We start from the raw sequence: 16,468 nt of genomic DNA, 5'->3' as shown, positions 1-16,468 counted from the left end.
TTTATATGAATTTTGCAGCAATAACTTGTTGGTGTTCTTGTGCAATTACTTCTTCTAAAATTGCCATTCCTTCATCTGCCTCTATACTCCCAATACCTAATAACTTCATCTTATTCCTGTATTCATCAGAAGCGACTACCCCGACTGATCCCCAATACCCCCAGTTAATAATCTGTACCGGGATATTGTATTTTTGTTGAACTGTATAGGCGAAACTATCTTTATACATACAAGCAGCGGCATAATTTGCTTGTCCCAAAGCATTTACCTGAGATTGCATAGAGGAATAAAAGCATATAAAATCCAAAGGCTCTTTGGCAAATACATCTATCAGGTAGTGACTTGCTGTAGCTTTGGATTCAAAAACTTCAACAAAAGTTTTTTCGTTCATTTGATGCATTAAGCTATCCCTAAGTACCAATGCAGAGTGAAATACACCATTAATATTTTGATACGTTTGTTTAATTTTATGATAGGCTGCTTTTACTTCATTTTCTAAAATTGCATTGCATTGGATATATGCTGGTTTAGGTCCCCACTGTGCTATTTCTTCTTGCGCATCCAGAATGCTTTCATTTTCTGCACTACGTCCTAACCAAATTATTTGAGCTTGATATTTTTTAACCAGATAGGCTGTGGTAACTTTCCCGATACCACCTGCGCCTCCTAATATTACATATACCCCTCCATTTTTAAATTTGGTGGTAATGGTTTGTGTTTCTAGCGGATATAGATTTCTTATATAGGTATTTTGATTGCGATACGCTATTATTTCTCCATTAGAATCAAATGGTATTGTTAGCAATCGCCTGATATCCTTATCTGTTATTTCATTTGATGCATCCACATCGATAATACGAACATTCCAATTGCTTTGTTCTTTTGCCAATGAACTCAACAGTCCTAAAATCCCACTACCATGACACTGTACTTTATCATTAATTACTACTTTTTGCGTACGATCTGATAAAACGGTAATGTTTAAACCTTTATGTATGTAGGATGAGGATAATAGTTTTTTGAGCAGTTTAAAAACCGCCAATTCATTTCTTTCCCAAAATGTTTCTGATACCAAAAGAGCCTCTTCTACTGGCGCATCATGCACAATATACAAATCAGTAATTCCTTCTGGTAACGCAGACGAATCATCCGAATTAAAAATAGTTACATCTTTATCAATTAAATAAGCACTTAATTGATTTACCATCTTACTTCCTTCATTTTGATAAGAAATAATTAAGGCGTTTCCGTTATGAGTCTCTTCCTGTTTAAATAGTCTTTCTCTTTTCCATTCAGAAACATACATCAAATCTTCTATCGAATAAGACAGTTCTTCTGCAATAGGTTCTGACTTTATATTTAAAGCAACAAATCCTTCAAATTGAACTAAAATTTCGCCATCTCCAGCTATTAAATCTACATTGTATGTAGGAAGAACTTCTCCTTTTGCAGGAGCTATTTTTTTAGCATACGACCAAAATTGTTGTGGCAATTCTTTATAAATTTTCACCTCTTTAATACGAAAAGGAAGTTTGGTAGGGTTCTTTTTATCAAATCCAAAACTCAGCCCCATCACAGTTTGTACTGCACTATCCAATAAAAATGGAGAGAGCATATATTTATCTTCCGTTTCTGTTAAATAAATTTGTGCTAAAACTTCGTTATCTGAATACATAATTTCCTGAATACCCTGAAAATGTTTTCCATAAGTAATTCCCTTATCATTCAGCAATTTATAGTAATCCTCCTTGCTTAAACTATTAGGTAATCGCAAGGCTATATTATCTATAACGACTGTTTTTATTGCTGGTAATAAATCGTACTGAATTGTACCATTACTGTAAATTGATGTTGTATCTGATTTCTTTTTAAAGCTATAGCTCAATCCATTTTCAGTTTCTTCTAATGCTACAACAACTTCAACTTGTTCATTGTCATTTTCCTGAATAGCTTCTCTAAAAACTACATCGGTAATTCTAGTCACAGGCTTTTCCTTATAACGATTTCCTACTTCGCGAATCCATTCAATTTGAGCAGCTCCCGGTAAAACATTTATTCCATTTACTTTGTGTGAAGCAAAAATGGATTCTCTTCCAGAAAAAACACTTTCGTAAGTAGTATCGTTTATAGTTGTTTGTACTAAAGGATGAACTTTTCTAAAAGGCTTTGCTATGGTTTCTTTTTCATTTTTTGTTGGAACAAACCAATAGTGAGCTTGCTTAAATGGGTATGTAGGCAAATGAACTTTTTGGGGTGTTTTATTTCCGTATAAAACTTTCCAATCAATTGCTACACCTAAACTCCATAATCTTGCAATTGTATTTACATCTTTGTCAGTAAAAGATTCGTTCGTAATATTCTGAAATTCTTCTTTATCTGTATCAGTAATACTATCTTCATTAGTACCAATGTACATATCGTTTAGTCCGTGATCAGACGTAATAAATTCATTTAATCGATTAATACATTCCTTTTGGTCATTTACAACAAATGCCAATCGACATTCCATTACTTCTCTTCCTGACTGTAGCGTATACAATACATCCTGAAAAGCTGTATTATTAGTCAATAAATATTCCCTTATCGTTTTTGCCAAACGATTTAAATCATCCATGTCTCTGGCCGATATTGCAAAAACAGGAATTGCTTTTAATGAATAATTTGGTTTCTCATTTGCTATATATTCTTCGATAACTATATGCGCATTTGCCCCTCCAAAACCAAAACTACTTACTCCTGCAATTTTATGTTTTCCCTTTGTTACCTTCCAATCTGTTGTTTCTTTTTGTAGATAAAAAGGAGTATTCTCTAATTTTAAATAATGATTGGGTTGCTGCAACAATGGATTTCCTGGGATTGTATTGTTTTTCATCGCCATCAAAACCTTGATTGCTCCTGCTACTCCCGCTGCAGCTTCCAGATGTCCTATGTTTGTTTTAATACTGCCAATAGCACAATGAGCCTCTTGTCCATAAATAGATTCAGAGTCTTTATATAACGTTTCAAAAGCTAATTTTAAACCTTCAGTTTCAATAGGATCTCCCAATGGCGTTCCAGTTCCATGAGCTTCAATATAACTAACTAATCCAGGGTCTACCCCTGCCAGTTGATAGGCTTTTATTAATAGCTTTTGTTGGGCTTTAGGATTAGGAGAGGTTAAAGTATTGGCTTTCCCTCCATGATTTTCTGCACTTCCTTTTAAAATTCCGTAAATAGGATTTTTATCTTCAATGGCTTGGTCTAAATCTTTTAATATTAAAATTCCAACACCTTCTCCTCTTACATAACCATTTGCTCCCTGATCAAACGTTTTGCAACGTCCATCTTTGCTTAGCATTCCTGCCTGACTAAAAGATAATGTTAACTCTGGCGATAATATGGCGTTTACACCTCCTGCAATTGCCATTGTACCATGACCATTTCTTATATGTTCTGCTGCTCTATGAATGGCAATTAGAGAACTGGAACATGCTGTATCGATAGGCTCACTTGGTCCATGTAAATCGAAAATATAAGATATTCTGTTTACTAAAACAGAATGGGCAGAGCCTGTTGCAAATTGAGCCATACCTATTTGATTGGTTTGCTCTTTTAATAAAGTCGAATAATCAGAACTTGAAACTCCTATAAAAACACCAGTATCAGTCCCTTTTATCGTATCGATTGAAATTGCTGCATCTTCTAAAGCATGATACACTTCCTGCAATACTAAACGTTGCTGAGGATCCATCAGTTCGGCTTCAACAGGCGAAATATTAAAAAATAAAGGATCAAACTCCCCTATTTTGTCCAGAAAACCTCCCCATTTACATAAAGTTGTATTCTCTTTTTGCTGTGGGTCTCCATAATACGTTCTCCAATCCCATCGACTCTCAGGAACCTCTGAAATTAAATCTTCTTTATTTTTTAAACGCTCCCATAGTTCATTCACATTTGCCGCCCCAGGAAAACGTCCGCTCATTCCCACTATAGCAACTTCTTTTCTTTTTGAAGCTTTATTCGAATAGGCATCAAAATCTGCTTTTTTCTCTTCTTCCTGAATTGTAAAAGTTTCTATGTTTTCCTTTTCCTGATTGTATGGTTCATTCTCTGCCGAAAAGGTATAATTCGCCTCTAAATGTGTGGCTAATTCATCTAGAGTAGGATAATTAAAAAACAATGTTGGTGTTATATCTAATTCATAAAACCCATTAATTTCATTACAAAACTGTGTATATAAAATCGAATCAAATCCATAATCTCCCAGTTCTATATGCGAAATTATTTTCTCTGGATTCATTTTAACCAATGTAGCTGCTAGTTGAGTTAATTTTTCCAGCAGCGTTTTTGTCGAAATTCTATTAGAATTCGTGGCATCTTCAATTTTTGTTGGCACCTTTTCTGATGAAACTTTATATATAACTGAAGTCTGAACAAAGTCTGAACTCAAAATTTGTTTCAATGCTCTTATACCTTCTTCATTAGGCATAGGTTGCATTCCCCATTTTTTTTGCAAAAATGTTTCAGTATCTGCACTAATCTGCATTCCTCCGTTTTTCCACAAAGGCCAATTGATACTTTTAGTAATTCCATAACGATTTCCTTTTCTACGTTGCGTTTCTCTATATCTTGCATAATCATCAAGAAAAGCATTAGCGGCAGCGTAATCCATCTGCCCTATATTTCCATAAATAGCAGCTATAGAAGAAAAGAATACCATAAAGTCTAAAGAATCGTACTGTGTTTCTTTATCGATATTCTTAATACCTTCTATCTTTACTTTTAAGACTTTTGTAACATCTGGTATCGTTTTGTTTTTTGCATAACTATCTGCAGTTATACCTGCCAGATAAATAACACCATTGATTCCTGTAAACTGTTTCCTAATTTCTTTAAAAACTGTAGCTACAGCATACGCATCTGTACTATCACATTGATAATAATAAGCCCCTTCGGGTAATCTTTTTTCAGGCTGCTCACTTCTTCCTAAAAGAATCACTTTAGTATCTGGAGTTTCCAGAATATAATCACAAACAGTACGCCCTATTTCTCCAGTCCCACCTACCAATACATATACTCCTGCTGTTTTAATAGCGCTATATTGCTGTTCATGAATAGTAAATTGTCTATTGCTTTTCTCTAACCTTTCAAGAGATGTATATTTTACCTCAACCGCTTTATTAAATTGTTCTTTATTTAATATTTCGAGTATCTCATGACTATTATGAGTCGAAAAATCTTTAATAGCAATTACTTTCCCTTCAAAATTTGGATGTTCTAATGTTAGTGTTTTCAGCATTCCCGAAAGGAAACCATACTGTTCGTATTCTTCATTTGATCCTAATACAATTACTTGCGTTCTTATTTTAGAATGAAGTCTTTGTTTCAAATCTTCAAAAATTTGAATATAAGTCGAAATCTCATTTTCAATGGTTATAGACTGAATCTCTGCTTCATAAGAATTTCGGATTGCATCTGCCAAAATAGGATTGCCCCCAATCACGTACACAATTGTATGATCATAAACTAAATCATGATTCTTGATGTAAGGTGTTTTTTGCCATGCAATCTCTTGAATATCTAAAGCATTAGCAGACTCTTTTTCTCTTTTTTCTTTTATAGGAAGAAATACACATTGCAGAAATTGTACTAAGACATTCCCTTGCTCATCCAAAATATCTATATCATATTCCTGAACTTTATGAGCTGCTTGATTTGATTTACTTTTGCGGGCATACGACCAAAATGTTTCTGGTAATTGATCTACAAATCGATAGCAAGTTTTCATACTAAACGGAAGTGCCTGATCCAATACCCCTTCCATCATAATCCAGCCTAATGCATTTTGTAAAGCACTATCCAGTGCACCTGGTTGCATCTTATAACCTGATTGTAAAGGCAGCTGAATTCTCGAAATAGAAAATTCAGGAGTAGAATACTGTTCTTGTATTCCTCTAAAACTTTCACCTAAATCAAAACCTTTTGTTTTAAGAAAAGCATAGAATGCTCCTTTCGAAGTATTTTTATGAGTTAAACTCAATAACCTTCTTACATCTATTTTTTCTGGTTTCTGTGGCTCTTGTAAAATAGCTAATCCTTTACCATGAATTAAATCACTTCCATTTTCTTTGGTATAAATCTCATAACTATTGTTTTTTGAGTCAGAAATTATTCTGGTAAACACTTCTTTTTTAGCATTTACTAGTAGAGGTTGTTGCCAAAAAATATCTTTTAGTCCCCATATTCTTTGACCAGTTGCTTGTTCTAAGGCAATACTTGCTTGCTCTATATAAGCCACCCCTGCCAAAACTTTGTTACCATTAACTACATGATCCTTATAAACTGTTTCTTGTCCCGAATACTCGCTTATATATAAATGTCCATCCGATGTAGAAACATTGCGATGTACTAATGGATGTAATTGATTTTGAACAATTTTTACAGCAGATTCATTTGTTATACCTGAATTTACAGGTTCTGTCCAGTACCTTTCTTTTTCAAAAGCATAGGTTGGTAATTGAACTTTTCTTATTTGCTCATTACCATATACAAGTGCCCAGTCTACATTTGTACCCAAAATCCATATCCTGGCAAGCGTTCTGTAGTCCTTTTTTAAGATCGCAGCATCCATTTCTTCTTGAGTTATAGATACTGTAGTCTTTTTTCGTTTATCAACTGTTCCTCTTAATACTTCATGATTTGATTCATTAAGAAATTGAGACAGATGATTTATAATTTCTTCTTTAGAGTTGCCTATAATAGCTAATCGCTCTTGCATAACATCTCGGCCCAATTGTAGTGTATAAGCAATTGCTTTTAAAGATTCTTTAGACTCTTTAAGGTAATCCACCATTTGTAACACCTGAGCTTTAAGACTATATTCTGTTTTGGCAGAAAGTAGTATCAATTGTTCAGTACCATCATTAGGTATTTTATCTGATTTTGATTCTGGATATTCTTCTAATACTAAATGGGCATTGGTTCCGCTAAAGCCAAAAGCACTTACAACTGCCCGTCTAGGATGTTTTATATTGAGTTTCCAGGGTTTAAGAGTTGTATTAATATAAAATGGAGTTTTCTCTAAAGATATCTCATCATTGAGTTGCTCAAAATGTAAGCTAGGTACAAGGAACTTATTCTTAAGCATAAGTATTGTTTTAATGACTCCCGAAACTCCTGCAGCTTCGGCAGCATGACCTATATTGGTTTTTACTGATCCTAGTGCACAGCTATTATCTAATTCCTGTTTTATCCCGAAACTCGTTTTTAGAGCCTCAATTTCTATAGGATCTCCTAGTTTAGTTCCTGTACCGTGAGTCTCTACATATTTTATGGTTGCAGGATCTATATTATATTGGTCATAAATACGTTGCTGAAGTAAAGATTGTGCAACCCCATTAGGTGCCGTAATTCCATTGGTTTTACCATCTTGATTGATACCACTACCTTTAATGATAGCATGTATCTGGTCTCCATCTTTTATAGCTGCATCTAATCTCTTTAAGAATAGTACTCCAACCCCTTCAGAAGAAACAATTCCATCTCCTTTATTATCAAAAGTTTTGCATTTACCATCTTTCGAAGCCATTCCTACCTGACTGGTCCAAATATGCAATAATGGTGTACACATTAATTTAACACCACCCGCAAGAGCCATATCTGTTTCGCCCGAAACAATGCTTTGATATGCTCTGTCAATAGCTACTAAAGATGAGGAACATGCTGTATCTAGAGTAAGAGCTGGTCCTTTTAGATTTAATAAAAAAGCAATTCTTCCTGCCAATATAGCCTGAGAATTCCCCATAAAAGCAAAACCATCTTTGGCAGCTTGATTCTGAGCCAATAGATGCTGATAATCTCCTGAACTTGCCCCTACAAAAACACCTACATTTTGTTTGTCGATTGATTTTGATGTGTAGCCTGCATCCTCTATAGTTCGCCAACATTCTTGTAAAAACAAACGCTGTTGAGGATCCATTAATTCAGCTTCCCGAGGAGATATTCCAAAAAACAAAGGATCAAATTTATCTTTGTCTTTTATAAAACCACCCCATTTACTATAGGATTTTTTTTGTTGTTTAGGATCATTATTGTACCAATCGATATCTTGCCATTCTTCTGCATCAATTTCTGTAATAGAATCGACCCCTTGTTTTAAGTTATCCCAAAACTCTACTATATTTTCTGCTCCGGGAAAACGACACGACATTCCAATTATAGCCACATCAGATTGTGCAGATATTCCGGAATTTACTATATCCTCTCGCTGTACATTAGTACTTACTTTTCTCTCTTGTGGTACTAATAATTGTTTCTGATCAATTTTTCTAAGTTCTAAGTTCTGAATTGAAATTAATTTACCCTGATCTGAAGTTATTTCTATCGAAAAAAGTAATTTATCCTCATCAGCTTCATGACAAATCATATGGCAATCATAGTTTACGTCGGGTTGTGCAGACGCATGTATATTTATGGCTTCTACGCGGTAAGGCAAATACATAACCCCATCTATATTCCCCTGACGTTGTTGTATTGCTGCATACTGTATTGCAAATAGTAATGCTCCATCTAGCCATTGAGACACATAACTAATAGCCTGATTTTGTGGTCTGGTAACTGCTAGAATGCCTTTGGCAAATTCCTCTTTAACCTCTAGAGATTTTCTTACCTGAAAATAACTATCCGATAAAATATCTTTAGTCCAATCGGTTAGTTTCTCTAAGTCCAACTGAATTCCTGATGCAGTAGGTCTATAAACCAAATCATCGATTAAAGCAATTTCTTCGACAATAGTCCCCCTAACATAAACTTTTTGTGTTTCTTTATTACTAATTATAAATCGAATAGTTCCTTCATTAACTCTTTTCAAATTGAGCAAGACGGGAACCGTCTCCTCTTTTTGAGCAATTAAAGCTTCGGAGATTCGAAATTGTTTTAGCGTTAAACTTTTTTTACCAAGTTGCTCGCTAAAAAAAGCATATAGCATTTCAATATAAGCATCCGTTGGTAAAATGTATTCATTAAACACTTTATGATCTCTTAAACAAGGTGTATTTGCTATGTTTAAGTGATATTCAATAGTAGATTCTCCATCCTTTTCTATAGTGCCAATGATTCTAATTGGTTTAAAAAAAGAATTAATAGTATGCTTTTCTTCTTGTTTACTGCTTTTAATTGTATAATTCGAAATCAAATACACATACAACTCAGACAAGGTTGGATAATTATAGAGTAAAGATGTTGCGCATTGTATACCAAACTCTTTGTTTATTTTCTTAACGAATTCTACACCCAAAATAGAATCTAATCCTAATGATGCAAAAGTATCTGTAGATGAAATTTCTTCTTTCTCCAGATATAAAAGCGCTGCCAGAACATTTTTTAGTTCTCCTTCATTAAACACATTTATAACTTCCTGCTCAGAGCTTTCTACAAAAGTCTTTTTTGTTTCACTGGTTCCTGCTAATCCAAGGCTTAACGATATATAGTTACTTAATTCTGATACCGTAGGATAACTATAAATTTGCGATGTAGGTATTGAAAGCTTCCATTTATTATTGATTTTCTTCACCAACTCTACACCTAAAATAGAATCTAATCCTAATGCTACAAAAGTTTGTGTGTCGTCTACTTCCCCCTCTTCCAAATACAATAAATCGGTTAGCAATGTTACCAACTCCTTTTGAATATTAGGATGTTGGTTTGTGTGATAATCCTTTACTGTGTTAATTTTATCGATTTCTATACCCGATAATGATATTTTGTTATCAGAGGCGATAAAAACAGAATTTGTGTTGTCTAATGTCTGTAAGTAAGTCGCTAATTCTTTTAGGGTAGGATGATTATACAACTGTGCTGTAGCAAAATCAATATTCCATTGTTTCCTGATTTTTTTCGTGAATTCAACTCCTAAAATAGAATCTAGTCCCAATGCTACAAAAGTTTGCTCGGGTTCTAATTCTTCTGTTGTCACATATAATAAATCACATAAAAGTTCTTTTAACGTTTTTTCATAATCCTCGTTTAAACTTTCATTCGATTTTATTTCCTTTACTTTTTCAACGATATTTTTATTATCACTAAAAGTTTCAATGGGTTGTAGCTTAATCTTAGGAAAGCCCTCTTTTTTATTATGAATAGATGTTTCGCCTACAGGCTTAAGTGCACTTGCCAACTCTTTTACCGAAGGATAGCTATACAATTTTGCAGTATTTAATGAAATACCTAAAGCTTTATTTATGTTTTTTGTAAACTCAACTCCTAGAATAGAATCTAAACCTAACTCAACAAATGTCTGGTCTACATTAATTTCTTCCAGATCCAGATATAATAAGTCTGCTAGTATCTGAGATAATAATGACTCTATATCTTCAAACTTTTCCTCTTGATAAGAAGGTACTGCTACAACTTCACTCTCAATAGCTTGTACCTGATTTACAGGAATTAGTCTAATTTTATTTTCGGTAAAAATTTTCTTTGATTCCATAAAAGTGACCACTCGCTCTTGCGGAGTTATAACAGCTTGATTTGAAAAATCTTTAGAGTTTATAATTGGAGCGGTTGGATTTTCTTTCCTTTGAATCTCTTTGCCTATCCAAAATCTTTTTTTAGTGAACTGGTAAGTTGGTAAGGCTATTTTATACATTTGAACCTTGCCATATAATTGCTCCCAGTTTACAGTTCCTCCTTTAGTCCAAAAAATTGCTAATGCATCAAAGTTTTGTTCTACTATATATTGCTTTGATATAGACTCTTCTTTATGAACCTCTTTGCATTGTTTTATATTTTCTGTATAGTATAATGCTGATGTTTTATTTTCTTTCGAAAGAAAGCTTTCCAATTTAACTAGCAAGTCTTTATGATCTTTGTAGGTAAAGGCTAATCGCTCTGCAAATTCTTCTTTGGCTATTTGTAATGTATATGCCAAAGATGCTAATCGGATTGTTTCTTGCTTTTGTATCCAGTTATATATTTTTTGAACATATCTTTCCAGGCTTTCTTGGTTTAAAGCTGATAATACAAATACGTACGCAGGTAGTTCGATGCTTTCTTCCTCATCTGGCATCAGATTTTTATTATATGCTTCAACTACCACGTGAGCATTGGTCCCTCCTATCCCAAAACTACTAATACCTGCTCTAAGTGGCTCATTAGTGGGTGATTTCCATACTTGCCCCTCCTTTTGAATTATAAAGGGACTGTTCTCTAATTCTATATGTGGATTTAATATTTGGAAATTTAGTGATGCAGGCAAATATTGGTTTTGCATGGCCAATACTACTTTTAATAATCCGGCAACTCCAGATGCAGCTTCCAGATGTCCGATATTCGTTTTTACCGATCCTAAGCTGCACCAATTTGTTAATGATTTATCTTTTTGTATGTGTTCAAATGCATCTCTAAGAGCTTTAACTTCTATAGGATCTCCCAGTGTCGTTCCTGTTCCATGGGCTTCGATATAACTAACTGTTTCTATTGGAATATTGGCATGCTTATAGGCATTTGTAATCAGTTTTTGTTGCTGAAACGGATTAGGTACAGTTACTCCTCCTGAATATCCTCCATGATTAACTTCTGCACTTTTTATTATTCCTAAAATTTCATCTCCATCTTTCTGAGCTTTATCCAACGGTTTTAAAAGCATTACAACAGCACCTTCACCTCTTACATATCCATTTGCTTCTATATCAAACGTGTGACATTTTCCATCTTTGCTAAGCATATTTGCATTACTGTAAGCTATACTTTTTGCTGGATGGCACATCAAATGAATTCCTCCTACAACTGCCTGATCACATTCTTGTTGTCTCAATGCTTTTACAGCTTCGGCTATTGCTACTAAAGAGGAAGAGCAAGCAGTATCAATACTCATACTTGGGCCTTCAAAATCATAGAAATAAGAAATACGATTGGCCAAAAGAGCAATAGCATTGCCTGTAGGTGTTCCCGGCTGTATGGAGTCATGCTCTGCCACTACTCGTTCATAGTCACTACCACTTACCCCAATAAATACTCCTGTATTACTTTTCTTGTATTGACTTGGTTTTTGCTTTGCATTTTCAAACAACTCCCAGGTTAACTCTAAAAGCATTCGCTGTTGAGGATCCATTAACTGGGCTTCTCTAGGTGAAATTTCGAAAAATAAAGAATCAAAACTTTCTATATCGTTTAGATATCCTCCATAATTGATTCCTTCATATTTATCCTCAATCCCTTCAGGCCAAACCCATCTATCCTCTGGTGTAATTATTATCGATGAAATACCATTCTTAAGATTCTCCCAAAACGACTGCGGTGTATCTGCTTGAGGTAATCTGCAACAAGTACTTATTATTGCTATATCCGCAGTATAATTTTTATCTTTTTCTTCTCTTTTTAAATCTTCTTTTACCGCTTTTCCTGAACAATACCCTATAATTTCCTTGACCGTATACAAACCAAAAAAATGACTTGGATTTGTTTTTAATCCACACTCAAGGTTAAGATGTTCTGATAGTTCTGTATAAATAATCGATTCTACACCTAATTTGCGCAAGTCCGTATTTAAATCGATTTCACAACCTTCATAGACTGAATTAAAAAAGCCTATGACTGTATTAGTAAGTTCTTCAGCTGAAACTCCAGCATTATTATCAGCGATTCCTTCAAGAGATCTTTGAGGAGTTTCTATTTCTTCTTTTTTAATAAAAGAGTTACTTTTATTATCCTGTAAAATCTCTTTTTCCTTTTGTACTCCGTCTGAAATTTTACTGGATATAGTTACCTTTTGACTTAACCTCTTTACTGTAAATATTTTGGCAATAATCTGACCATCATTTTCCCTGTATAATGACGAAGTCAATCGTACAGTCAAATCATCCTCTAATAAGGCTTGATCAAGCTGATATCTTAATTTTTCATTAGGATTAGCATTCCCGTAATAATGAATATCTCTGGCAATACAAGTAGCATGAATAGCCCAATTTATTTTTTCGTTTTCAATAAGAATATGCTCTTCAAAAAAATGACGCTCACATTTATCACTTATGTTTGGATAAGATGCAAAATATAAAAGCCCAACCCCATTAATATCGTCATAAGGCTCTACTTCATAAGTTCTGGTAAATAATGGTTCTGCCAGTATTGTAAATTCTGTGTCGTAAAAAGAATGCTTATTAGAAGTTTCTTCCTCATTGGATAAAGAAGATATATGGTTCTTTACATTAAAGAAGGCTTTAACGTATTTAGGTATTATTTGTAATAATGGTACTTTAGAATCTTCTTTTTGAATAGGTGTGCCTTTGACTAAATTTTGATTATCATCATTCTTTCTAGCCGAAAAAATCGAAATCATTGAAGTTTGCAAAGTACTGTCTCTTGTTACATTTTTAACAGTCCCATTGCTCAAAAACATTTTGGTTCTATATTGTTCTATACACGATTCAATTGTAGTTTGATCGTTCTCTACAAAACTTTTTAATCCAATATTGTTTTGGCAACTCCATTGTATCCTAACAAAACTGGCATAAAGACGCTCTCCATTACTATCAAAGATAGCATCTGAGGGGGCCCCCAAACCCTTTGATATCATTTCCCAATGGATGTCTCCTAATTCTTTTAAAAGCCAATTCTCAGACATTCTCCCGTATAACATCTGAGGGATATTTAAAGAGTAATCTCTTTTTAGACAGTACGTATTCATGCTTTTTACTTTTTTTACTATAGCAATAAACTCGCATTGATTAGTAAAGACAACTAAAAACAGCTAATCCTTTAATCTCATACATAGGGCGTCAACTTCCCCTTTGTTTACTTCTACATTTCAAAAAACCAATTTTAAGCTCTGCGTCCTTTATAACCTAATAGTAGATAACCCTCAAATTCATTAACCGTTTCTTTAACAAAAAGAATAAATAGCTCTTATAATAATATAATAAGCTATTGGATTTTTATTGGTGAGACTATTAAAATAATTTAGTCCATTTACATTAATAATGGCACAGCCCACGATTGATTTTTACGTAAAAATAGCAGTTAGATTCCTCTAAAAATTACGGACTTTTAGAGTAAAAATTACGGACTTTTACTTGCTTAAGGAGTAAACGTAACTTCAATTTTTGTCCCGTTTCCAATTTTTGATTCAATCTTAAATTTACCTTTTAATGAATTCGTTCTTTCTTTCATATTATTTAAACCAATACCACTTTTTTTATTTTTAATATCAAAACCTACTCCATCATCTGTAATACTCAGTTTTAAACGATTCTTGTCTGTTTTCTGAATCATTACCTCACATTTTTTTGCATTTGCATGTTTATTAATATTTAAAATAGCCTCTTGAATTATACGATATAAGTTTATCTTGTATATATTTTGAATCGCTCCCCATTCAACAGTTTTATCTTTTATATATTTAAACCTGGTACTACTTATATCTTTCTGATTTTCGATTAAATTTGACAACAACACATTAAAATCATTTCCTTTAAAAAAAGAACTTCGGCTTAGGTCATGCGATATCGTTCTTATCTCATGCTCTATATTTTGTAATTCAAAAATATACTCTTTCCTTTTTTCAACCATTACTTCGTCCGTTTTAGAATTTAAAAAGCCTAAATTCATCCGAACTCCATAAATTTTGTTCAATACACCGTCATGTAATTCTTTGGCTATTTTAGCCTTCTCATTCTCTTTGGCAATATCTATTTTTTTATGTTGCTCTATTAATAGCATATACACCTCATCATTAGCTTTTTGCTGTCTTTTTAAAAACTGCACTTCTTTGCTTTTATATCTTAAAAATCGCACTATAATAATTATTACTAATACTAAAATTAATATCAACGAAACAATTAAAATGTAAAAGTTACTCTTGGTCAATACTTTATTTTTGTCCTCAAGTCTTGAAGTTTCGTATTCAATTCGGGCATATTTATTATGAGAGTTTTTTTGAATAGTATTAATGCTATCACTCACTTTTATATATTCGTTTGCATAAAACAAACTATTCTTTAAATCTAATTGAGAGAGTAATCGCAATGACGTTAAAACTTCATTACAGTTCTTAATTTTAATTGCTAACTTTTTTGCCTCTTTTAAACTTTGAATTGCTTTTATGGTATCTTTTTGAGTTAAAAAATACTCTCCAATACGTATCTTTTTATACAAAATATCCGATTCGATCCCTATAGAATCAACAATTCTTAAAGATTCTAAAAACATGGATTCAACATTATTATACTCTCCACTTTTCATCTTAGAATAAGCCAGATTACTCAAAACATTGGCATATAATCTAGGCCACTTTTTTTTCAAATCTTCAGAAAGTAAATCTTGTAATGCTTTTATAGACTCTGAGAATTCACCTTTTAAATCATATAAATTGCAAATGTTAATAGTAGAGGTTACATTAAAATTATTTATTTCGTCTTTATCATTATTATGGGTTTTCATTTTTTCTAACTCACCCAATGCTAACCTGTGATACAGTAATGCCCCATCATAATTAACTAATTTCTCTAAGCAATTCCCCATTAAAGTATTGCAAGCATAGATTAAAGAATAATCTTTAGATTTTTTTAAATACCGTAATGCCTTAGAAACTTCGGCTTCGCATTCTATATAATTCCCATCATAAAATAAAACGTAGGCTTTATTAAATAACATTCTGCCAACATTATCATAGTCATGAATTTTTGTATATACTTTTTGAGCCTGCAGATAATAGAAATAAGCGCTATCTTTTTTAGAATTTTCATAGCAATCACCTACATAATACAATGACTTCGCTATTCTCACACTATCATTAGAATCTTTTGATAATTGTAAAGATTTTAGACTAGCATGCAACGATTTTTTAGGTTCATTGATATAGTAATATTCAGCGGCAATCTTTAAATATAAATCTCTTACAAGGGAGTCATTATTTTTAGATTTTAATGACTCAGCTATCGAGTCCAGATATTTCTCCTTTTTGATTCCGGATAAACTATCAATATGACTTTTGTCAAATAAAATCGTTGTATCTTCTTTACAGGAAAAAAGAAAAAACATTAAAAACAAACAAATATTTTTCGTAGGAATAATCAAAGTGTAATTATTAATTTACGACTTCAAATATAGTTTATTGCAATAAAGAAGACTATGTAATTAACAATAATTCACATAGTCTTCCTTTTAAATAATTACAGAATCAAAAGTTATCTTTTTGATGGTTTCGGATTACTTGGATCTCCTTCACCAGGATTCTCTTTAATATAAAAAAACACATTAATTGAATCCTTTCTTTTTTCATTTACTACCGTTTTTAAACTTACGTCTGGTACAATTTGAGAACTATTGCTTTTAACTTCTGAAACTTCATAAACATCATCATTAGAACATGAATAAGTCAACCCTAAGATCAAAACAAGCCCTACAATACTTAATTTACTTTTCATAATAATTTAATTTAAATTAATGATCATTTAAAGCAAAAAAACACCTTCAGCTTGTTCTAATTGTACGGTAT

Annotated in this window: 3 protein-coding genes; all 3 read right to left on the bottom strand. The window is 32.9% G+C overall.

The genetic code is table 11. The features are described from left to right. Position 1: 1 nt before the first annotated feature. Positions 2 to 13,660, bottom strand: coding sequence for an SDR family NAD(P)-dependent oxidoreductase (locus ACJ6WR_RS19455; RefSeq protein ID WP_409416183.1), 13,659 nt, complete (start codon positions 13,658 to 13,660; stop codon positions 2 to 4). Between the two features lie 389 nt (positions 13,661 to 14,049). Beyond that, positions 14,050 to 16,011, bottom strand: coding sequence for an ATP-binding protein (locus ACJ6WR_RS19450; protein ID WP_409416182.1), 1,962 nt, complete (start codon positions 16,009 to 16,011; stop codon positions 14,050 to 14,052). Between the two features lie 146 nt (positions 16,012 to 16,157). Further along, positions 16,158 to 16,397, bottom strand: coding sequence for a hypothetical protein (locus ACJ6WR_RS19445; protein ID WP_409416181.1), 240 nt, complete (start codon positions 16,395 to 16,397; stop codon positions 16,158 to 16,160). Positions 16,398 to 16,468: the final 71 nt, after the last annotated feature.

Source organism: Flavobacterium sp. PS2 (assembly GCF_046250155.1).
Classification (GTDB): domain Bacteria; phylum Bacteroidota; class Bacteroidia; order Flavobacteriales; family Flavobacteriaceae; genus Flavobacterium.
Note: the sequence above shows the minus strand (reverse complement) of the source record. Positions and strands in the feature narration are given on the sequence as shown.